The 22,375-nt window shown below is 60.6% G+C and carries 19 protein-coding genes; 3 read left to right on the top strand and 16 right to left on the bottom strand.

Going from position 1 to position 22,375, the window contains the following annotated elements; genetic code table 11:
- Window positions 1-16: 16 nt before the first annotated feature.
- The 15 genes from TL5118_RS14120 to TL5118_RS14055 form a co-directional block, all read right to left on the bottom strand.
- Window positions 17-889, bottom strand: a complete 873-nt coding sequence (locus TL5118_RS14120; protein WP_082626206.1) for an inositol monophosphatase family protein — start codon at window positions 887-889, stop codon at window positions 17-19.
- A 56-nt stretch (window positions 890-945) separates the two neighbouring features.
- Entirely contained in the window at window positions 946-1,128 is a 183-nt protein-coding gene (locus tag TL5118_RS21630; RefSeq protein ID WP_242601786.1) for a hypothetical protein, read from the bottom strand.
- 9 nt (window positions 1,129-1,137) lie between these two features.
- Complete coding sequence (locus TL5118_RS14115) at window positions 1,138-2,070, bottom strand: ABC transporter substrate-binding protein (RefSeq protein WP_242601785.1); 933 nt, start codon at window positions 2,068-2,070, stop codon at window positions 1,138-1,140.
- A 33-nt stretch (window positions 2,071-2,103) separates the two neighbouring features.
- Complete coding sequence (locus TL5118_RS14110; RefSeq protein WP_058242741.1) at window positions 2,104-3,252, bottom strand: ABC transporter ATP-binding protein; 1,149 nt, start codon at window positions 3,250-3,252, stop codon at window positions 2,104-2,106.
- A gap of 3 nt (window positions 3,253-3,255) precedes the next feature.
- Complete coding sequence (locus TL5118_RS14105; RefSeq protein WP_242601784.1) at window positions 3,256-5,019, bottom strand: ABC transporter permease; 1,764 nt, start codon at window positions 5,017-5,019, stop codon at window positions 3,256-3,258.
- 448 nt (window positions 5,020-5,467) lie between these two features.
- Window positions 5,468-5,752, bottom strand: coding sequence for a putative quinol monooxygenase (locus TL5118_RS14100; RefSeq protein WP_058242739.1), 285 nt, complete (start codon window positions 5,750-5,752; stop codon window positions 5,468-5,470).
- 1 nt (window position 5,753) lies between these two features.
- Window positions 5,754-7,358 (bottom strand): GMC family oxidoreductase, encoded by a 1,605-nt coding sequence (locus TL5118_RS14095; RefSeq protein ID WP_058242738.1) that lies wholly within the window; start codon window positions 7,356-7,358, stop codon window positions 5,754-5,756.
- Between the two features lies 1 nt (window position 7,359).
- Window positions 7,360-8,874 (bottom strand): FGGY-family carbohydrate kinase, encoded by a 1,515-nt coding sequence (locus tag TL5118_RS14090; RefSeq protein ID WP_207383453.1) that lies wholly within the window; start codon window positions 8,872-8,874, stop codon window positions 7,360-7,362.
- Window positions 8,867-9,703 carry a class I fructose-bisphosphate aldolase gene (locus TL5118_RS14085; protein WP_242601783.1) on the bottom strand — a complete coding sequence of 279 codons (837 nt, stop codon included), beginning with the start codon at window positions 9,701-9,703 and terminating at the stop codon, window positions 8,867-8,869. Before TL5118_RS14085 ends, TL5118_RS14090 begins: the two co-directional genes overlap by 8 nt.
- Entirely contained in the window at window positions 9,700-11,415 is a 1,716-nt protein-coding gene (locus TL5118_RS14080) for a glycerol-3-phosphate dehydrogenase/oxidase (RefSeq protein ID WP_058242736.1), read from the bottom strand. The genes TL5118_RS14085 and TL5118_RS14080 overlap by 4 nt, the downstream gene beginning before the upstream one ends.
- 105 nt (window positions 11,416-11,520) lie before the next feature.
- Window positions 11,521-12,516, bottom strand: coding sequence for an aldo/keto reductase (locus TL5118_RS14075; protein ID WP_058242735.1), 996 nt, complete (start codon window positions 12,514-12,516; stop codon window positions 11,521-11,523).
- Complete coding sequence (locus TL5118_RS14070; protein ID WP_058242734.1) at window positions 12,506-13,486, bottom strand: sugar-binding transcriptional regulator; 981 nt, start codon at window positions 13,484-13,486, stop codon at window positions 12,506-12,508. The genes TL5118_RS14075 and TL5118_RS14070 overlap by 11 nt, the downstream gene beginning before the upstream one ends.
- A 10-nt stretch (window positions 13,487-13,496) precedes the next feature.
- On the bottom strand, window positions 13,497-14,492 hold the full coding sequence (locus TL5118_RS14065; RefSeq protein WP_106404221.1) for an ABC transporter permease: 996 nt from the start codon (window positions 14,490-14,492) through the stop codon (window positions 13,497-13,499).
- Window positions 14,493-14,503: 11 nt separating this feature from the next.
- Window positions 14,504-16,027: a sugar ABC transporter ATP-binding protein gene (locus TL5118_RS14060; protein WP_058242733.1), complete on the bottom strand. Its 1,524-nt coding sequence runs from the start codon at window positions 16,025-16,027 to the stop codon at window positions 14,504-14,506.
- Between the two features lie 84 nt (window positions 16,028-16,111).
- Window positions 16,112-17,119 (bottom strand): substrate-binding domain-containing protein, encoded by a 1,008-nt coding sequence (locus TL5118_RS14055; RefSeq protein WP_082626200.1) that lies wholly within the window; start codon window positions 17,117-17,119, stop codon window positions 16,112-16,114.
- 546 nt (window positions 17,120-17,665) lie between these two features.
- Between TL5118_RS14055 and TL5118_RS14050 the strand changes: the two genes are divergently transcribed.
- Window positions 17,666-18,055: a carboxymuconolactone decarboxylase family protein gene (locus TL5118_RS14050; protein WP_058242778.1), complete on the top strand. Its 390-nt coding sequence runs from the start codon at window positions 17,666-17,668 to the stop codon at window positions 18,053-18,055.
- 70 nt (window positions 18,056-18,125) lie between these two features.
- On the opposite strand, the gene TL5118_RS14045 is transcribed toward TL5118_RS14050, so the two are convergent.
- Window positions 18,126-19,052 (bottom strand): 3-hydroxyacyl-CoA dehydrogenase family protein, encoded by a 927-nt coding sequence (locus TL5118_RS14045; protein WP_106404225.1) that lies wholly within the window; start codon window positions 19,050-19,052, stop codon window positions 18,126-18,128.
- Between the two features lie 233 nt (window positions 19,053-19,285).
- On the opposite strand from TL5118_RS14045, the gene TL5118_RS14040 reads away from it, so the two are divergent.
- Window positions 19,286-19,843 (top strand): helix-turn-helix domain-containing protein, encoded by a 558-nt coding sequence (locus TL5118_RS14040; protein WP_058242731.1) that lies wholly within the window; start codon window positions 19,286-19,288, stop codon window positions 19,841-19,843.
- 23 nt (window positions 19,844-19,866) lie between these two features.
- Window positions 19,867-22,311 carry a GcvT family protein gene (locus TL5118_RS14035; protein ID WP_058242730.1) on the top strand — a complete coding sequence of 815 codons (2,445 nt, stop codon included), beginning with the start codon at window positions 19,867-19,869 and terminating at the stop codon, window positions 22,309-22,311.
- Window positions 22,312-22,375 lie beyond the last annotated feature (64 nt).

Genomic DNA, 22,375 nt, shown 5'->3' with positions numbered 1-22,375 from the left:
GCGTTATTGCGCCGCCTTAGGATCGCGACGCCGCGATACGGGCCCAGGTTTGGGACAAAAACGGATAGTCGCCGCCTCCCCCGATGGCGATGTAGCCGGGATGTACAAAGGCCGGCTCTGCCGCCGGGGTCTGGCCATAGGCAAAAGGCAGATAGCGCCCGCCAGACTGGCGTAAAATCAACACGGCCGCGGTCACATCCCAGGCATTGATGCCAAACCCAGCCGCGGCATCCGCCCAGCCCGCCGCCACATGAGCCAGCCCCAAAGCAGCGCTGCCGTTGCGACGCACGGAGGAAAACCCCTCAACCAACTGGCCAAAGTCCTCCAGCGCGGCCGCTTTGCCGTCCGCAGCGAAATCGCGGGCCGCCGGGTAGCTGGAAATCAGCGTGGCGAACCGCGCCTCCTGCGCTGCATTGGACCGCATCGGGGCGTCATTCAGGTAAGCCCCCCGCAGATCCGCGCTAAACACATTGCCGCCCATCGGGTCAACGATCACACCCGCCACGATTTGACCGTCCACAACCGCCCCGATGGAGATGCACCAGTTCGGCAGCCCTCGGGCAAAATTTGCCGTGCCGTCAATGGGATCGACATACCAGCGCACCGGCCCGCTGCCACGCAGGCCCCCTTCTTCGCCCAGAACCTCGGACTGCGGCACTGCAGCCAACAGGTGTTCGGTGATTGCCACTTCGGCAGCGCGGTCGTGTTCGGTGACAATGTCACGCAGGTCATTTTTGAAATCGACCACCATCTTGGACCGGAACGCCGCCTTAAGCCCCGGTGCCACGGCCATCGCCGCAGCAATCGCCACCGCGCGCAGCTGCGCACTTTCTTCAGGGTCAAACCCGGCAGGCATCTCAACACTGGTTTCAGGGGTGGCTTGGCTCATGTCATTCTCAATCACTGGGTCAGGTGGCCGCCACATTGGCAGCCACCCCATTTCACTTAGCGCTTGTAGTGGATGCGCCAGAAACCCTGCCAGTCCTGCCGCAGGTCGAAGTCATCCATGCCCGTGGCCGCGATATGTGGGGTCAGGTCATCCACCAAAGCGGCGGCGTTGGAAATATCCTTGGGGTTGGCAGGCACGGCGCCATTACCCGACAGTTTGCCATCCGAAGTCATCGGCATCACGCCGTCCTACGTCATCATATAGTGCAGGAACAGTTTCGCCGCATTGGGGCTGTCGGTGCCATCTGCGATCAGACCGTAGCCCGGTTTGGCGAACCCGATCGAAGGCTCAATGCCCTCACAGGGGGCCATGGCCAGACCTTCGGGGCTGACATCACGGTACTTGGCCGAAGCCACCAAACCAAAGAACGGCTTATCCTGCCCCCGGGTGCCAATCGCCTCGGCCGCGCCGGATGAGCTGTCGGTCAGCAAAGGGGCGTTGGCCGCGATCATCTGCACCCATGTTTTGGTTGCGCTTTGGCCAGAGGTGTCCAGCGCCTTGCCAAAATGCGCCTCATAGGCCGCGGCCATCTTATCATCGCCATGCATTTCCATCTGGTTGAACCAGTCAATGAACGACGGCTTGTTCAGCGGATCTTCCATGGTGACACGACGGGCCCACTCCTCGCCGGTCAGCTCCCAGATGTTGGAAACCGGGCAGGCGCCGCCGTCTTCGTTGTTGTAGGTCCAAAGCGACGGATCACGCCAGACCACAAGCGGGTCTTTGCTGTCGTCACGAATATCGCCCGCCAGATCCGGCGGGGTCCAGCTGGCCACGATGCCCGACGGCAGCAGCTGTGCCAGCGCGGCACCCGCGTCCGAGGAGATGATCACATCACCGACGATGTTGCGGGCCTGCGCCTCACGCACCACCAGTTCGATCTGCGCGGCGCCCTTCACCTTGGTGCCTGTCGCCTCAATCCCGTAAAGCTCGGTGAAGGCGGCAGCGGCCTTTTTGATTTTGCCGGTGCTGGCGTAGATGGTGATCCCCGGCTCGGCTTTGGCGGCTTCGATCAAGGCATCGATGTTGAACTCCTCAGCCTGAGCGGCCCCAACCATCGCGCCCAGGGCTACACCAGCCAGGCAACTGTTTTTTAACAGATTTTTGGTCATCTTTTTCATAGTCTTCTCCTCCACGTTGGTGCCCGGTGGCGGTTAACCCGCCACTCGGATGTTTTGTGTTGCTCTGGCCTCCTCTGCCAGCGGCTGCAACCGCGCGCCCTTGCCGTCAAAGCTGTGCATCGCCCCGGGGGCCAGGCTGTAGACGCCTTTATCCCCCGCGTTCAGCACTGGCGGCTGGTTGGTGGTTGCAAAAAGCTGGCTGCCGTTATCCTCCATCTCGACAATCCAGCTGCCCCCAGTTGGCAGCACCGCGGTGACGACCATCGGACGCTGGAAATCGCTGTCCGAAACCGCCGCAGGCGAAGCTGCAATCTGGATGTTCTCAGGCCGCATCCCGACCGAGGCAATCTCGGCCCCATGGGCATAATCCCCCTGCAAATGCGCTCGCAGCGCCTGACGCAACCCAGCGTCACCGCCATCATGCATCTCAACGATGTTGATCGGCGGGCTGCCGACAAACTCGGCCACAAAACGGTTGGCGGGGCGGTCATAAATATCTTCGGGCGTGCCCACCTGCTGCAGGGTGCCCTGGTTCATCACAGCGATCTGGGTCGCCAGTGTCATCGCCTCCCACTGGTCGTGGGTCACACAGACGATGGTGGTGCCAAAGGCGCTGTGAATGCGCTTCAGCTCCGCCCGCATTTCCAGACGCAACCGGGCATCAAGGTTCGACAGCGGCTCATCCAGTAGCAGCACCTCAGGGTTCACCGCCAGCATCCGCGCCAAGGCAACCCGCTGCTGTTGTCCACCCGACAGCTGTGAGGGGTAGCGATCGCGATATTGCTCAATCCCCAGCGTCTTCATCACGTGGTTCACACGCTCTTCCCGCTCAGCTTTCGGCACTTTGCGCAGGCGCAAACCAAAGTCGGTGTTGCGCTCAATCGTCAGATGCGGCCACAGCGCGTAAGACTGAAACACCAGCCCCATGCCACGTTTTTCAGGTGGCACAAACACCCCGTCATTCGCGCTGTCGACCAGACGCTCCCCCACCTGGATCGCGCCCTCGGACAGGTTTTCCAGACCCGCAATCATCCGCAGCGTGTTGGTCTTGCCGCAGCCCGATGGGCCAAGCAGGCACATGAACTCGCCATCACCGATTTCAAGGTTCAGATCATCCACCGCTTTTACGGGGCTGCTCTTGTCATATTGTTTGTCGACCGAAGTCAGCTTGATCGTCGGCATCGGTTATCCCCCCAATCCGTCAGCGAGGTTTGTTTTGGTGATTTTCTGCGCCGCCAGCGTGCCGAAGTAGGCAATGGCCGAGATGATCAGCACAATCGCATTGGCGGCTTGTGTGTAGTTGTAATCCAACAGGCGCAGCGAAAACGTGGTCAGCACATCGGTGCCCGGCACCGCGAGGATCACAAACAGGCTGAGGCCGCGGATCCCCGAAATGAACGGCAGGATCACACCTGCGACCAGCGCCCCCTTCTGGATCGGGATAACCACTGCGATCATCCGGCGGAACCACCCGGCGCCGGCCACCTGCGCGGCCTCCTCAGGGTCTTTGCCCAGCTGCATCATCGCCGAGATCCCGGCCCGGCTGGCATAGGGCATCTGATCCGCCATCAGCGCCAGGATCAGGATCGCTGCGGTGCCATAAAGGGCCGGGATTGGTCCACGTGGCACCGCAAACAAAGAAAGGTAGGCAGCCGCAAAAGCGATCCCAGGTACCAGGTATGGGAAGAACGTAACCTGGCGCAGGAAACTGCCCACCGGTCGCACGGGGGAGCGCACGACAACATAGCCGACCAACAGGCCCAGGAGGCCGCTGCAAAGTGAGGCAAAGCCCACGATGCGCAATGTGCTCCACATCGCATTCCAAAGGTCGGACGTATAGAGAATGCCGGTGGTATAGGCGACGGTGTCGAGGTTTTCGCCGATCCAGTAATCCAGCGTGAAGTTATCCCAGGCAAAGAGGCCCGGCACCTTCATGACGGTCGATGCCATCAGCACAAACAGCGGCAGGCAGACCGACAGCACAAAGATGATCGCGGCAATCGCCGTGGCTGGCAGACGGTAGATCCCCAGCCGGGTTTTGCGGTTCATCGATCCTTTGCCGCCCACGGTGACAAAGCGGCGGCTTTCGCGCACCAGCCTTGCATCAATCAGCAGCGACACCACACCGATCAACAGGATCGCCATGGCAATCACCGCCGCCACACCGGGCTGACGTGAACTGATCGAACGATAGAGCGAGGTCGCCAGCACATCATAGTCCACCGGCAGGCCCAGCACGTAAGACACACCGAACTCCCCCAGACATTTGGCAAAGATCAGCACGGTCGCCGACATCAGCGCCGGCAGCATCAGTGGCAGGATGATCTGGCGCGCCACGGTGCCCGGTTTGGCGCCCAAAATACGCGCGGAATCTTCCAGCTGGCTGTCAAAACGGCGCAGGGCATTGCCAAAGAGCAGGATCACAAAAGGGGTGTAATGCAGGGCCAGAATAACCGTGATCGGCACCTGCCCATAGGCCAGCCAATCCGGCGGCGTGTAGCCCATCGATTCCAGCCACCCCGGCTGCCCCCCAACCTCGCGGTTCTTGAACAGGGTGCGCCAGGCCAGCGCAAAGGTCCAGCTGGGCAGCATATAGGGCACGATCAACGCGGTGGCGAACCAGCGGCGCGCAAACATATCCGTCCGCGCCAAGAGCCAGGCCAACATGCCCCCGATGCTCAGCGACAGGGTGATCGCCCCGGCAGACACCGACAGCGTATGCGAAAGTGGTTCCCAGAACAGATCACTGGCCACCGGCGAAAACAGAGCCCGGTCAAAATAATAGGTGGTCAGATCCCCCATCTGGCCACCGGCCCGACGGCCATCGCCAAACTGAATTTCGATCGAGTCATACAGTAGCGAGATGATCGGCACGACGATCAGATAGGCAAACAGCACCGTCAGCAGCACACCGATCAACGCTGTTGGTTCGCGCCAGCCAATACGCAAACGGTACTTCAACCGCTACAAACGGCGGCTTTCTTTGCCGCCCAGCATTTCTGGATTGCTCATGTCAGCGCGCCCTCACTTTGGCTGCGCAGCGCTCGTCCTCCCACGACGTGCCCCTCCCGTCTTTTGTCTTCTGACCGCAAGCAAGCCGAATGCCAGCCGCCCGCGATGCCTCCCGGCCTGCATACCAGCCTGCGGCACGGGGGGCCTCATTGTCAACGGATTCTTGCACAGCTGTGCAAGCTGTAGATACGCAAACAAAAACAATTATTTAAGCAAAGCTCAGAAAGCCATTCCAGAATTTTGGAGAGTGCAAACCAAAGCCAAATGCACAGGATTGCAAAAACGCCAAGTTTCCCCTGAAAGCCCCCAACAACGCAAAAGCGCCGCCGGATTCGGCGACGCTTCTCTGTAGGTTTTTCACCCGTAAACGCGCGGCGTGACGTGACTAAGCGGGGGAAATCCGGTGCCGTGTAACCACCACCTCGGCACCTTTGATCGCCGCCTTGAACTGCGCCATTGCCTCGGTCTTGCCATGGCTGGCCAAAGCCTCGGCATCGCGCCAGGTTTCCAGGATCACAATTGTGCCCGGCCGCGCCGGATCAAGCAGCGGACGGTAGGACAGGCAGCCCTCTTCGCCCCGGCTGGCCACGGTCAGGGTCTGCACTGCGCGGCGCAGCACCTCCCCCTGTCCCGGTACGGGCGTCAGCTCTGCGATGACCATCACTGTCATCTTACGCGCCCTTCAGGATCATATCCGCCGCCTTTTCCGCAATCATCACCACGGGCGAGGCCGTGTTGCCCGAAACGATCTTGGGCATGATCGAGGCATCGACCACCCGCAGCCCCTGCAATCCGTGAACCCGCAATTGCGGATCAACCACGGCGCCCTCATCCGTGCCCATTTTACAGGTCCCAACGGGATGGAAAATGGTCGTCGCAATATCGCCAACGGCGCTTAGAATGTCATGATCCGTGTCACATCCAGGGCCCGGCAAAACCTCCTGCGGCTTGTGTTTTTCCAAAGCCGTCGCCGTCATCACCTGACGCACCTGTTTGATCGATGCAACGGCAACCGCCTTGTCACTTTCGGCCGACAGGTAGTTCAACCGGATGTCCGGCTGCTGGTTTAGATTGGCGCTTTGGATATGACATGAGCCCAGACTGTCGGGGCGCAAATTACAGACCGAAACCGTGATCGCCGGGAAAGGATGCAGTGGGTCGCCCAGCTTGTCGGTCGACAGCGGCTGCACGTGATATTCCAGATCCGGCATCTCCAGATCGGGGCGCGATTTGGTGAACATGCCAAACTGGCTGGGCGCCATCGACATCGGACCGCTTTGCGTCAGCCCGTATTGCAGCGCGATCTTGGCCTTGCCGAACAGCGAATTTGCCATGGTGTTCAGTGTCTTGGCATCCTGCACCTTGTAGACCGTGCGGATCTGCAGGTGATCTTGCAAGTTTTCGCCCACCCCTGACAGTTCATGCCGGGGTTCAATGCCATGCTCTGCCAGCACCTCCGGCCGGCCGATGCCGGATAGCTCCAACACTTTAGGCGAATTGATCGCGCCGGCTGCCAGCAACACCTCACGCCGTGCCTTGACCGTGGTCACCTGACCACCGCGCAGAAACTCAACCCCGGTGATGCGGGTGCCGTCCATCGTCAGCCGTTTGGTCTCAGCCTCGGTCACAACCCGCAGGTTGCCCCGTTTCATCGCCGGACGCAGGAACCCTTTGGCGGTGTTCCAGCGCACACCGTTACGTTGGTTCACTTCGAAATAGCCGGAGCCTTCGTTGTTGCCGTCGTTGAAATCTGCACGCGGGTGAATGCCAAACTCCTTGGCTCCTTCCTGCACCGCGCTGAGGATATCCCAGTTAAGCCGCTGTTTGCTGACCTTCCACTCGCCGCCACCGCGATGCATCGCACTGTCACCGCCGTAGTGATCCTCGGACCGCAGGAAGTAGGGCAACACATCGTCCCAGCCCCAGCCGGGATTGCCCATCTGGCGCCACAGGTCATAGTCCGCCGCCTGCCCGCGCATGTAGATCATCCCGTTGACCGAGGTGCAACCGCCCAGCACCTTGCCACGCGGGTAGGTCAGGGAACGCCCGTTGAGCCCGGGCTCCGCGGCGGTTTTCATCATCCAGTCGGTGCGTGGATTGCCGATGCAGTAAAGATAACCCACCGGGATATGCACCCAGTGATAGTTGTCGCTTTTCCCCGCCTCCAGCAGCAGCACCTTGTTTTTGGGATCCGCGCTCAGCCGGTTGGCCAGCACGCAGCCCGCCGTGCCCGCGCCAACGATGACGTAGTCATACTCTCCATCCAATTGGGCCATCTTACGCGTCCCGCATCTGGTTCAGCCGGGCCCAAAGGGGCTGCATCGCCGCATTCAGATCGCAATAAAGCTGATAGCGCTGATCGTAATGTGCCTGCATCGCCGGATCAGGGGTGAAATCCGCCTTGGCGCGGGTCATGCGCCCCACGGCAGCCTCATAATCCTCGGCCAGACCAACGGCCACGGCCACACCAATGGCCGCGCCCAGCGCCCCGGTTTCGCGCGCCTCCGCCACCCGGATTGGCAGGCCCAGACAATCAGCAAAGATCTGCGGCCAGTGCGGACTACGTGATCCGCCACCCGACAGAACAGCACTGTCAAACCGTACGCCCGCGCGGCGCAGCACCTCAATATGGCGGCGGTGTTCGAACACCACCCCTTCGAACAGGGCGCGCAGCATGTGGGCTTCGCCGTGCCAACCGGCCAGTCCGAAGTAGCCCCCGCGATAATCGGCCCCCTGCCCCGATCCATAAAGGAACGGCTGACAGATCGGATCATCCAGCGCCGGGGTGACCTGGCGAACCAAATCGTTGCAAAATCCAAAGGGATCATCGTGATGGGCGCCACGTTCCACCAGTTCGCGGACATACCATTCCAGATTGGCCGCCGAGGTGGCCGAGGCTTCGATGTTCACGAAGCGTCCCGGCGCGAAGCCTGAGGCCATGAAAACATCACCGTCTCGCACCGGCTGGGCCGAGAAGACCTGATTGATCGACCAAGTGCCTGCGATGATCGAGGCCTCACCGTCACGGCACACCCCGGATCCCAGCGCTGAGGAGATGACATCGAAATAGCCGCCAATGACCGGGGTGCCTTCGGCCAATCCCGTAGCGGCGGCAGCCTCTGCCGTCACATGGCCCGCAATGTCAGCCGGCTGCACCATTGGCGGCAGCAGATCCATCGCATCTGACAACCCGTAGTGCGCCATGAGGTCGGCGTCATAGCGGCAATCCGGCATCCGCGTCAGACCGCAGCCCGACATGTCAGAAATCTCCGTCACTCGGGCGCCGGTCAGCTGATAGGTGATGAAATCCTTGCATAGCAGCACCGTGCCGATCTGGGCATAGACCTCTGGCTGGTGGCGTTTGACCCAGGCCAGAAGAACCGGCGTCTGCGATGGCCAGGGGCGTTGCAGGCAGATGTCATGCAGCGCCGCGCCATTTGCGGACGAAAGCTCCTCAGCCACTGCGGCGGCGCGGGTGTCCAGGGACTGGATGCCCAGAAGGGGCGCGCCTGATTGGTCGAGCGCATAGAGCCCGTTGCCATGGCCTGCGCAGCCCACGCCCGCGATTTGCGAGGGCGCAATCCCAGCTTCTGCAATGCAGTCGCGGATCACCTGACCTGCGTTGCGCCACAGTTCCGAAAGGTCACGTTCCACATGGCCCGGCGCAGGGGTTGCGGTCTGACCATCCAGCGCTTGCATCGCCACCTGTCGCCCGTCCAGATCGAACAACACGGCCTTGATCACCGTGTTGCCCGCATCCAGACCCAGCAGATATTTCTGTTCCTCAGCCACGGTTATAGATGTCCCATGCTTCTTCGCCGCCCGCGCCATTGTGGATCATCGCCATCAAGGCGTTGACCACGGCCTTCGGGTTGTCATGCTGATAGATATTGCGGCCATAGACCATGCCTTTTGCACCCTGCTGCATCAACGCGGCCGATTTGTTCAGAACCGCACGCAGATCGTCCTTACCGCCGCCCCGCACAAGAACGGGTACCCGGGCTGCCTCGACCACGCGGTGGAACTCTTCAGGATCATCGGTGGGATCTGCCTTAATGATATCCGCGCCCATTTCGCTGGCCAGCCGGGTTAGGGTAACGATCTTTTCAGCATTGCCATCGACCTGATAGCCCCCGCGCACGTCATTGGGCAGCATCACCAAGGGTTCAATCATCAAAGGCATGCCATATTTCTCACAGGAAGCGCGCACCCGGCTGATGTTTTCCACACATTGGCGGAACAGCTCCGGCTCATCAGGCAGCATAAACAGGTTCACAACCACCGCCGCCGCATCCATTTCCAACGCGCCGATTATCGGCTCTTCGGCGTTTTGCAGCATCGACCACATCACCCGGTGGCGCTGATCGTTATAGGGGTTGCCCATGTCGATCCGCATGACCAGCGCCGGCTTGTCCTTTTCCAGGCGGCTTTGCAGCAGATCGGCCTGACCATAGGCACATTGGATCGCATCTGGCTTGGCGCCAATCAGCGTGTCCATCACCGCAGGCATATCCTCCAGCCCCACCATAAAGCTCGGCTCATTGCAGACGCCGTGATCGATGGCCACATCCAGGCAGCCCCCGTTGCTAAACATCCGGTTCATACGGGCTTTCATGCTCATGCGCATTGCGCTGTCCTTTCGGTATTTCGAGTGTTCAAAGTTGCGGCGTCAACGCCGTGATAGGTTGTCAGCTCATCAATCAGCGCGGTTTTCTGCGCTGCGACCTGATCAGCGGAAAGGGATGTCACCTCAGCCATGACATCCGCCAAGGCCTCAATGATCTGCATCGACAAGTCGCCAGAGATCGCCAAATCCGTGCGCCTCAGCGCCAGGTCTGAGAGGTTCTGCACAAATTCAGTTCGGATCAGATGGGCCATCTCGGCCCGGCTGTACTGGGTGGCAGCGGCCAGCGGCTGATCAGTGGGACCACAGGCCGCCGCAACCTCTGCCGCCTTGCTGCCATAGCGTTGTGCCAGATGTGCTGCGCGGTCTGGTGTCAGGCCATGGGTCGCCTGAAGCGACTGCGCCACCTCGTCAGCCCCCGCAAAATCCGCGCCGCCACCGATGGGCAGCTGCAGCGTCTCCGTCCGACGGGTCACCCCCAGCAGCTCCATCGCCTCATCAGCGGCCTGCGCCGCAAAGGCACGGAAAGTGGTCCACTTGCCGCCAATCATGCAAAGCTGTGGCACCGTGCCTTCCAGCAGGCGAATGTCATGCCCACGCGAAATACGACCGGTGAAATCCTGATCGCTTTGCGGCAGCGGGCGAATGCCGGAATAGCTGAACACAATCTGATCCGCCGCAATCACCAGCCCCGGAAACACGTTGCGCAATGAGGTCAGGATATATTCCTGCTCCTCCGGCTCACAGCGCACCCGGCCGGGATGGCTGACCCGAATGTCGGTCGAACCTGCCAAGACGCGATCATGAAACGGGAAGACGATGCAAACCCGGCCATCATCGTTTTCAAAGAACACCATGCTGCCCTTCAGCGCCGCGTGCAGCTCCGGGTGATCAAGGATCAAATGCGATCCTTTGGTGCCCTCGACCATGCGTTTCTGTGCCGCCCCGCCCAGCTGCGTCACGGTTTCATCCAGCCAGGCCCCGGTTGCGTTGATGATCAGCCGTGGCGCCACCTGCGCCGACTGGCCACTACGCTGGCAGGTGACGGTGTGTCCCCCAACCTCTTTGCGGATCTCAGCGTAATTCAGCGCCAGACAGCGCGGCGCAGCCTGCGCCACATCTTGCAGCATCTCTACACACAGCCGTTCCGGAAAACCGATCCAGGCATCATGATAGGTGGCGGTATAACGCGCCTCAGCCATCAGGCCCGGCCAGTTTTCCCGGGTCTGGCGACGGCCGGCAAAGCTGTGCTTGGGCATCAGACGACGTTTGCGCGTCACCCAATCATATAGGCCCAGCCCCAGTTTGATCGGCAGGGCACCGCGGCGCGCCGGTTTGCCACTGCGCCCCAGAAAGGACGCCGCCGCATTGAACAGGCCCGAAAAGGTTGAGGTGATCGGGATCACTGTCGGCAGCGGATGCACCATATGCGGCGCGTTCAGCAACAGCGCATCCCGCTCCTGCAGGCTTTCGCGGACCAGATCAAATTCACCGTTTTCCAGATAGCGCAGCCCGCCGTGGATCATCCGGGACGGTGCCGCGCTGCAGCCGCTGGCGAAATCCCCGCGTTCGACCAGCAGCACCCGCAGCCCCTGCAAAGCCAGCTCGCGGTAGGTGCCGATCCCGTTGACGCCACCGCCGACGACCACAACGTCAAAGGCGCTGTCATCATTCAGGTCTTGCCAGATTTTTGTCCGTTGATCGGGCATATCTTCTCCGTGCGCTGACGGGGGCCGCAGCGTTCTTTGGGTCTGTTTTTAGGGCAAGGCCCCGCGGGGCGGCGGTTGGGTCCGCCGCCGGGGTTTATGCGGGGCTTAGCTGTCTAGATCTGTCAGATGGGTGCGGGCCGCCGCGCTGATCGCTGCGATGTCATCATCGCTCAGCCGGATCTGCCCGGCCTTGGCGTTTTCCACCGCCTGCGCCGCATCCCGCGCGCCACAGAGGGAGAAGGTGATGCCGGGCTGTTGCAGCGTCCAGGCGATCACCACCTGCGCTCTGGTGGCGGAATGCGCTGCGGCGATCGGGTCAATCGCCCCCATCAGCCGGGCCACTTTTTCCCGGTTTGAAATGGAAAACCGCGGATTGTCCTTGCGCTGGTCATCCCCTTCAAACACCCGGTCAGGGCCTACTTTGCCGGTCAAAAGGCCCAGCGCCAGCGACGAATAGCTGAGGATCGACACCCCGTTGTCCTGACACAGCGGCGCCATCTCAGCCTCGACCGTGCGCTGCACCATGGAATATTCTTCCTGCACCGCATCCAGCTGCCCGGCCGCCAGATAGGCCCGCACATCGGCAGGCGTGGTGTTGCTGGCCCCAATGGAGCGGATCTTGCCCTGCGTTTTCAGCAGTTCCAGCGCCTCCATCGTTTCGGCCACGGGCGTTGTCGGATCCTGCCAATGGGTGATGTAGTGGTCGATGTAATCGGTGCCGAGGCGTTTGAGGCTTTGTTCGACCTCATAGACAATGGCGTCTTTGCCCAGATAGCGATGCACCGGCGCGCCATCGTAGTCGAAGAAATGATTGCCCTTCTGCACATGCCAGACCAGCCCGCATTTGGTGGCCAGCACAACCTCATCACGGCGGCTCTTGATCGCCTTGCCAACAATTTCCTCAGCCACACCCTGACCGTAGGCCGGGGCGGTATCAATCAGGCTCACGCCCGCATCGATGGAGGCCTGAATGGCCTTGATTGAGCGCGCTTCATCCGTGCCGCCCCACATCCAGCCACCAATCGCCCAGGTGCCTAGCCCAATGGCCGAAGCCTCAATGCCTGAACGGCCAATCTCGCGTTTCAGCATTTCATGCGACATGTTCTTTTCCTTCATATTGCTGCAGCACCGCTGCGGCCGTGTCTTCATCGACGATCAGTGAATCAAGAAACCCACCGTTCAGCGCCGCCTGGATCGGGCGCACCTTGCCGGTGCCGGCGGCAATGCCGATCACCCGCTCGCATTGGCTGAGTTCCTGTGGCGACAGCGCGACCAGCCGCGAATTCAGCGCAAAGTTGGCCACCGCGCCTGTATCGCGAATGAGATGGGCCATGAACTCCCCCACCACGCCGGTGCCGACCAGCATCTTGCGATCCGCCTCGGGCACCGGGTGCAGATCGTAATAACTCGACTCCGCCGGCTGCACCGAGCCTACGCCAACCAGCGCCACATTGGCGCGGCGCGCCAGATCCAGCACCTCTTTGATCGAGGAGACCTCCATCAGCATATCCCGCTGCGCCTGGCTTTCGGCAAAGAGCGGCGCATGCAGCAGCATGGTTTTGCCGCCCAGCCGTTCCGCCAGACGGGTGGCCAGGTGGTTCACATCGGTGAAATACTTGCCCTGCACCCCGCCGGTCAGCGGCACCACGGTCACGTCCCAGGCACGTTCCACCTCCAGACTGTCGACCAAAGCGCTGACCGCTTTGCCGCCGGTGATGGCAATCACATCGCCATCGCGCAGGGTCTCGGTCAGATGGCTGGCCGCCGCACGGCCCACCTGTTGCAACGTCGCCTTTTCGCTGCCTTCCACCGTGGGGGTCACCACCGTGTTGCCCAGCCGGGCGAACCGGTTCAGCGCCTCCTCCAGATCCATCAACCGCTGGAACGGGCTCTCGATCTCAATCTTAAGCATGCCCAGCTTGCGCCCCTGGGTGATCAACCGGTTCACCTTCGAAGTGGAAAGGTTCAGCTCTGCCGCGATCTCGGACTGTTTCTTGCCTTCGATGAAGTGCAAGACCAGCACCGCGTGGATCTGACGAACCGTCTCAAAATCCTGTCTACGTTCTGCCATCCCTGCCCCCTCAGCGCCGCTTCTTGTTGAGGTAGTGATCGATGGTCACCGCCGCCAAAAGGATGGAACCGCGAATGATGTCCTGCCAGTAGACTGACACATCCAGCAGCGCCAAAGATGAGGACACAACAGACAGCAGCACCGTGCCAAGGATCGCGCCGAAGATGGACCCGGATCCGCCGTTCAGACTGGCCCCGCCAATCACGGCAGCGGCGATCACGTTCAATTCCATCCCCAGACCAAAGGTCGGCTGCGCGGAGCCAAAACGTGCCATGTAGATGATGCCCGCAAAGCCGCAGAGCGCCGAACACAGTGTGGTGGTCAGGAACACCACCTTCTTGGTGCGGATCCCGGAATAGGCCGCCGCCTTTTCGTTGGAGCCGGTGTAGAACACCTTGCGGAACATGGTGGTGCGGCGCAGCAAGAAGTCCGCTGCAATCACCACTACAAAGAAGATGATGATCACAACCGGGATCGGCCCTATGGAACCCTGACCGATGAACTTGAACTCCGGCGGCAGGGTGTAAAGGCCGATGGGACGTCCCCCGGTGCCCAGCAGGCAGATGCCACGGGCAATCACCATGATCGCCAGCGAGACGATGAAATGATGCAATCCAACGCGGGTGGTAAAGAACCCCATGAAGGACCCGATGGCGGTACAGGCAAAGATCGCGATGGCTGAAGCCACCCAAGGGTCAATGCCCTGCAGGAACAGCCAGCCGGCAATCACCCCGGCAAGGGCCGTGACCGATCCCACCGACAGGTCAATCCCGCCTGAGATCAGCAAAACCGTCATGCCGACCACCACGATGCCCTCAACCGCAAAGGCCATGGTCATCGCGCGGATATTCACCCAGGTCAGAAAATAGGGTGAGGCAAAGGACATGCCGATAAACAGCGCTAGGATGATGACGATCAGCCCGGTTTCGCGCATCCGGATCAACCGCCCCAACAGCGACTGGCCCTTGCCCGCCTCAGCGGCCCCCATGTTCACAGATTGCTCCATTGTCTCCCCCTTCATTCCGCCGCTGCCGGCGCAACATCCGTGCCCGAGGCCAGATGCATAATGTTTTCTTCAGTCATTTGATCGCCCGTCACCTCACCGCTGATCCGGCCTTCGTGGATGACCAGCACCCGGTCACAGACCCCGATCAGCTCGGGCAGTTCGGATGAAATCACCACGATGCCGACGCCCTCATTGGCCAGGTCGCGCAGGATACGGTGGATTTCGACCTTGGCCCCGACGTCGACACCGCGGGTGGGTTCATCCAGGAAAATCAGCCGCGGATTGACCGACAGCATCTTTGCAATCGCCACCTTCTGCTGGTTACCGCCGGACAGTGAGGACACAGGATCGTTCAATCCGCCGCATTTCAGATTCAGCTTGCGCCCCAAACGATCAGCCTGATCGACCTCTTTCCGGGATTGGATCAAACCCAAGCCGCTGGCGACCTGTTCAACCTTCAAGGCCGAAACATTGCTGGCAATCGACATATCCAGAAACACGCCGTCACCTTTGCGATCCTCAGACAGGTAGACCATCCCGGCCTCAATACTGTCTTGATAATCCCGCAGTTTCAGCGACGTGCCGTTCAGCCAGACATCGCCGGAAACATCCCCCTCCAGCGCGCAGACCCCTTTGGCAATCTCACTGCGCCCGGCCCCGATCAGACCGGCAAAGCCTAGGATCTCACCTTTCTTCAGGGCAAAGGAGACATCGCGGAACCGCGTTGGCTCGGTCAGGTTCTGGACCCTTAGAACCTCGGCATCGCTGCGCTCATCCGGGCGCTGCTTTTCAGGATAAAGATCGCCAATTTCACGGCCAACCATCGCGTTCACAACGTCGCCCGGGGTGATATCCGCCACGTTTTCGGTTGTGACGTAGCGGCCATCCCGAAAGACCGAAACACGGTCACAATTCTCAAAAATCTCCACCATCCGGTGCGAGATATAGATGATCGAGATCCCCCGATCCGCCAGTTGCCGCATGATCCCAAAAAGCACCTGCGCCTCTGCCTCGGTCAGGGCGGCGGTAGGCTCATCCAGGATCAACACACGGCAGTCCAAGGTCAGCGCCTTGGCAATTTCCACCAGCTGCTGGTTCGAGATCGACAGATCCCGCACCAAAACGGCCGGATCGATATTGGACAGCTGGGCAAATACCTGCCGCGCCTTGGCTTCGATGCCTTTGTAATCCATCAGGAAGGACCGGCTGGCATTGGTGGTGGCCATAAAGATGTTTTCTGCCACCGAGACGTCCGGGCACAGCGCAATCTCCTGATGCACAAACCCAATGCCCATTTTCTGCGCCTCAGCCGGCGACGGGATGCGGACCTTTTTGCCATCGAGCCGGATCTCACCGCTGTCTGGCTGCAAGATCCCGTCGATGATGTTCATCAAGGTTGACTTGCCAGCGCCGTTTTCCCCGGCGATCGCATGGATTTCCCCTTTGCGCAGCTCAAAATCCACGCCCTTCAGGGCTTTCACCGGCCCAAAGGATTTGGAGAGCTTGGAAATTTGCAGGATCACATCGGCAGTCATGGCGCCCACTTGTCTTTGAAATCTTGTGTTGGAGGTGGGCCGCCCCGCACCGTCGCAGGGCAGCCCGGTGTCACATCAGACCGATCAGCTGGGATCGCGGCCTTCCATGTAGACGTTCAGGTCAAAGCTGTCGGCGTTCTCCTTGGTGATGACGGCAAAGCCATTGTCAACAAAGGGAATTTGCACCGGGTTGTAGCCCGAAACCTTATAGTCATTGAACGGGTCAAACACGTCGGACTTGGCCGCCAGGAAGACGCCCATGAACCCCATGAAGCCCTGCATGCCCTGGTTCGGGTTCAGCGCTGCATAGATGTTGCCTGCCTTGATATGCTCCAGCGTGGTGGGGGTCACATCGGCGTGCATCACCATGACCTCAGCCTCAGCTTCCAGCATCGCGGCAACGGCACCTTCGGCTGAGCCCGCTTCGGGGATCCACATGGCTTTGAGGTTCGGATTGGCCTGAATGATCGACGCCGTAGCGCGATAGGCGGCATTGCTGTCCTGGTTGGTGGCCTGACGCCCGACCAGTTTGGCGTTGGGATAGTGCTGCCCCATATAGTCAAGGAAGGCGGTGACGCGCAGGTCATGGTTCGATTGGCCGGGGTTTTCCAACACGGCAAACTCAAAGCTGTCGCCCAGTTCCTTCACAAATTCCTCGGCAGCGAACTTGGCTTCGGCCAGGTTGTCCGAGGTGATGTAACCGGTGCGCTTTGACTTGGGCGAGTCCGCGGCGAAGGTGACAATTTCTGTCCCATTGTCAATTGCGCGGTTGATCGGCTCAATGAAGGGATCCGCCTGCATCGGGTGCAACAGAACACCCGCCGGTGCTTTCACCATGTCCTGTTCAAAGGAGGCGATCTGTTTGGTGATGTCGTAATCCGGGGTGCCCGAGAAAACGGTTTCACAGCCAAAGGCCGCTGCCGCCTGCTTGAAGCCCTGATAGACCGGCACCCAATACGGGTGGCCTGAGACCATCACGTTCATGATGTAGGTTTCGCCCGGCTCACATTTCAGCGTATCCGCCTGTGCCGCGCCGGTGGCTGCTGCCAGCGACAGACCTGCACACAGAGCCATCTGTTTCATCTTAACCATTTTGTTCCTCCCACGGTCAGTGACCTTGTGGCGCGGCATCTCCTCTTGCCCGCCGCAAGAAATTTCATCCGATGCAGTTTCTTGCACTGACCCTGAGTTAGTGAGGAAACAGCGACTCGTGCAATCGACGAAGCAAATTTTCTCAGTAGGTGAAATTTATTGCAGAACGCGACTTTTTCGTAGGAGCCGCTTGTCGGTGGAATTGGATATCCTGGCCATTTCGACTGGGGCGAAAATACATAATTAACAGACATCTAGAGAATTTTTCACGCTTAAGGCGAATATTTCAGACTGAACCCGCGCGTGCATTTTTGTTTCTACTGACACATTGCCAACGCGGCTATTTCCACCTCGAAACCAACACCGGTCAGGAAAAAATCACCACATTCGTCGTTTTCCCACGCCGCACGGTCCGCCCTCAATAACCGCCCCAGACCAAATCCCGCTTCGATAGGGCCGGCAAATCAGTTTATGGTCGCGGCCAACGCCCGTCGCCAATCGCGCGCGGGGCAAACCAAACATCACGATCAATCAAAGGACAGCATGATGAGCATTTTTGATGAGGACCTGTTCCTGAAGGGGCTGGAACAGCGCAAGGGCACGCTGGGGGCGGAATATGTCGAAAAGAACCTCGCCGCCGCGGATGAGTTCACCCGCCCCTTTCAGGAAGCGATGACTGCTTGGTGTTGGGGCTTTGGCTGGGGTGATGACGTGATTGAGCCGAAGACACGCTCGATGATGAACCTCGCCATGATCGGCGCGTTGGGCAAGATGCATGAATGGGAGTTGCACTGCCGCGGCGCGCTGAACAATGGCGTCACCAAAGAAGAAATCCGCGCCATCATCCATGTGGTTGGCATCTACTGCGGCGTGCCCCAGTCGCTGGAATGCTTCCGCGCAGCGCGCAAAGTACTGGAGGAAGCTGGCGAACTGTAACAGAAAAAACAGGGCGGGCAGATCAAAGCTGATACGCCCGCCAGCGACGAAGGGCGCAGCCGCCTAGCCGTTATTCGCGCGCCATTGCGGCCTTCACATAGGTCAGCACCAGATCGTCGCGGCGCTGCACGAGGTCTTGCATCTCCTGCCCCGCGGTGGCCTCTTCCAGCCCCTTGGCCAGAACGTCAACCACCTCAGGGGTCAGATGCGGCGCGCCCAGATCGGCCCACCAGCTTTCGAAGGGACCGGTCAGGTGATCGCAGAACGCCCTGATGCCGCCCGCGCCGCCGCCCAGATGGAAGGTGGTGGTTGGCCCCATCGCCGCCCACCGCAGGCCCGGCCCGTGAGAAATCGCGGTGTCGATATCCTTGACCGAGGCGACGCCTTCCATCGCCAGATGGATCGCTTCGCGCCAGACAGCGGCTTGCAGGCGGTTTGCAACGTGGCCCGGCACCTCTTTGTTGAGGCGGATGCAGCTTTTGCCGATGCTTTCGTAAAACGCCTGCGCCTCGGCCAGCGCGCCTTGGCGGGTCTGGGCATTGTCCATCAACTCGACCAGCGGGATCAGGTGCGGCGGGTTAAACGGATGCGCCAGCAGCAGCCCGCCCGGGTCTTTCAGCCCCTCCTGCAAGGCGGTCAGCGTCAGACCGGAGGTCGAGGTGCCGATCAACACGCCGCGGCCCAGGTGTGGTTCGATCTTGGCATAAAGCTCATGTTTGATCTCCAGCCGTTCCGGCACGCTTTCCTGCACGAAATCAGCGCCGGTCACAGCCTCCACCGGATCATCGGTGAAGCGGATCCGCGACATATCCCCGGCGTGATCCCAGCCCAGTTCGCGCAAAGTTGGCGCCGACTGTTCAATCAAAGCTGTTCCGCGCGCCATAACATCAGGGGCCGGGTCAAAGATCACCACGTCACGGCCAGTGGCCGCAAACAGCGCGGCCCAGCTCATCCCGATGGTGCCCGCCCCCAATACTGCAATTTTCGAATAGATCATGATGGCGCCTCGCTTCATTTGGATGCGGGGGGTGGCCCGCGACATTGGTGCGCATCTTACGAACCACTTGGCAAAGAACAACGCCATGACGCCCCGTGCTGTAGTAGTACGTAGCTGGCGCAAGGGTCGGTCGCTGCGGGTTGCGCGGTGCTTGCTCAATACGATTCATGAAAAATAGATTGATTTTTTCACCGAATCCATGAAAATTTCACCCACAATTTCATGAGGCCCCAATGTCCAACAGCACCACCCTAGGCGCGGATCTGCGCGCATTGCGCAAATCACGCGGTGTCACCCTGACGGATCTGGCTCAGCGGCTGGACCGTTCTGTAGGCTGGCTCAGCCAGATCGAACGCGACATTTCCACCCCGCGGGTGGAGGATCTGCAGCTGATTGCCAAAGCGCTGGACGCCCCCCTGTCGTTGTTTTTCGGCACCGCCCCCGCCGATGAGGCTGAGCGTGGGCTGATCGTGCGCTCTGACAATCGCCGCGTGGTGGGCGGTGCCGAGGATGGTCTGCAGGAAATGCTGCTATCGCCCGATCTGACCGATGACTTTGAGGTGATCCATTCCACCTTTGCCCCCGGCAGCCAGCGCAGCGCGCAGCAGCGGCGCGGCACGCAGGAGGTGATCTATCTGATCTCCGGCACGTTGGATATCTGGATCGATGAGCAGCCCTTCACCATTCAGGCGGGCGACAGTTTTCGCCTGCGGGGTCACAGCTACCGCTGGGCCAACCCCTATGACCAGCCCGCGTGCGCCGTCTGGATCGTTGCACCGCCGGTTTACTGAGCCACTCCCGAAAGGATCACCTGATGCCCAACCTTCCCACCCACGCCCGCGCTGTGATTATTGGCGGTGGCGTTATTGGCTGTTCCCTTGCCTATCATCTGGCGCAGAAAGGCTGGCGTGATGTGGTGCTGCTGGAACGCAAACAGCTGACCTCTGGCACCACATGGCATGCCGCCGGGCTGATCGGTCAGCTGCGGGCGAGCCAGAACATGACCCGGCTCGCCGCTTATTCGGCGGAGCTGTATCAGGCGCTGGAACAGGAAACCGGGCTGCAGACCGGGTTCCGGCGCACCGGATCCATCTCCACCGCGCTGACGGCTGACCGGCATGAGGAGTTGTTGCGCCAGGCCTCCATGGCGCGGGCCTTTGGGGTAGAGGCTGAGCCGATCAGTACGTCGGACATCAAGGCGCGCTATCCGCACCTTAACACATCGGACATGCTGGGCGGTGTCTATCTGGCCAGCGATGGACAGGGCGATCCCTCCAACATCGCGCTGGCGATGGCCAAAGGGGCGCGGCAGAAGGGCGTGCAGATCTTTGAACAGACAGAGGTCACCGATGTGACCCGCAACGGCCGCCGGGTTGAGGCGGTGCATTGGCAGCGCGGGGAGGAAAGCGGCAGCATCACTTGTGACCACGTGGTGAACTGCGCTGGCATGTGGGGCCACCAGCTGGGCCGTATGCTGGGCAGCAACGTACCGCTGCAGGCCTGTGAACATTTTTACATCGTGACCGAAACGATCCCCGATCTGGGCCAATTGCCGGTCCTGCGGGTGACCGACGAATGCGCCTATTACAAAGAGGATGCCGGCAAGCTGCTGATCGGGGCCTTTGAACCCAATGCCAAACCCTGGGGGATGGGTGGCATCCCCAAGGATTTTGAGTTTGATCAGCTGCCCGAGGATTTCGACCACTTTGAGCCGATCCTTGAAAAGGCGGTGAACCGCATGCCGGTGCTGGCGCAGACTGGCATTCACACCTTCTTCAACGGTCCCGAAAGCTTCACACCGGATGATGCCTACCACCTGGGTCAGGCGCCTGAGATGGACAATGTCTGGGTCGCCGCCGGGTTCAATTCGATCGGGATCCAGTCGGCCGGTGGCGCAGGCATGGCGCTGGCCGAATGGATGGACAGCGGTGAAAAGCCATTTGATCTGGGCGATGTCGACATTGCGCGGATGCATCCGTTTCAGGGCAATCGCCACTATCTGGTGGAACGCGCGAAGGAAAGCCTGGGTCTACTTTACGCCGATCACTACCCGTTCCGCCAGAAAGCCACAGCGCGCGGGGTGCGCCGGTCTGTGCTGCATGATCGATTGGCGGATGAAGGCGCTGTGTTTGGTGAACTGGCTGGCTGGGAGCGCGCGAATTGGTTCGCCAACCCCGGCCAAACCGCCGATTACCGCTACAGCTGGAAACGGCAGAACTGGTTCGAAAACGCCGCACAGGAACATCGTGCAATCCGTGAAAACGTCGGCCTTTATGATATGTCATCCTTCGGCAAGCTGCGGGTCGAAGGGCCCGAGGCCTGCGCCTTCCTGAACCACATCTGCGGCGCGGAGATGGACGTTGCACCTGGCCGGATCGTCTATACCCAATTCCTGAACGCAGGCGGCGGGATTGAGGCCGATGTGACCGTGACCCGGCTGTCAGAAACAGCCTATCTGGTGGTCACCCCTGCCCTGACCCGTCTGGCCGATGAAACATGGATGCGCCGCCATCTGCGCGACGCACGCGCGGTGATCACGGATATGACCGCCGCCGAAACCGTCATCGCGGTCATGGGCCCCAAAGCGCGGGACCTGATGCAGCGAGTGTCCCCAAACGATTTCAGCAATGCCAACAACCCCTTTGGCACCGCCCAGCAGGTTGAGATCGGCATGGCGCTGGCGCGGGTGCACCGGGTGTCTTACGTGGGCGAGCTGGGCTGGGAGGTCTATGTCAGCACCGATATGGCGCTGCATGTCTTTGACGCACTGAACACCGCCCGGGTTGAGATGGGCGGGCGTCTCTGCGGTCTGCATGTGATGGACAGCTGCCGGATGGAAAAAGGCTTCCGCCACTTCGGACATGACATCACCTGCGAAGATCATGTGCTGGAGGCAGGCCTTGGCTTTGCGGTGAAGACCGACAAGGTGGATTTCATTGGCCGCGACGCTGTTCTGCGCAAACGTGAGGCGGGCTTGAGCAAACGTCTGGTGCAATTCAAGCTGCGCGATCCTGCCCCCCTGCTCTATCACGCGGAACCGATCCTGCGCGACGGTCAGGTGGTGGGCTACATCACCTCTGGCAGCTACGGCCATCACCTCGGCGCGGCGATGAGCATGGGCTATGTGCCCTGTGAAGGCGAAACTGCGGCTGAGCTGCTGGCCTCGTCTTACGAGATTGAAATCGCCGGCGAACGGTTCGTGGCCGAGGCCTCCCTGAAACCGTTTTATGATCCAAAATCCGAACGGGTCCGCCAGTAAGGCGGCGGGGCAACAGACAAAAGAAAAGCGCCGCAGTCTCCTGCGGCGCTTTTTGTTTCAGCTC

This window comes from Thalassovita autumnalis (assembly GCF_001458255.1).
Classification (GTDB): domain Bacteria; phylum Pseudomonadota; class Alphaproteobacteria; order Rhodobacterales; family Rhodobacteraceae; genus Thalassobius; species Thalassobius autumnalis.
Note: the sequence above shows the minus strand (reverse complement) of the source record. Positions and strands in the feature narration are given on the sequence as shown.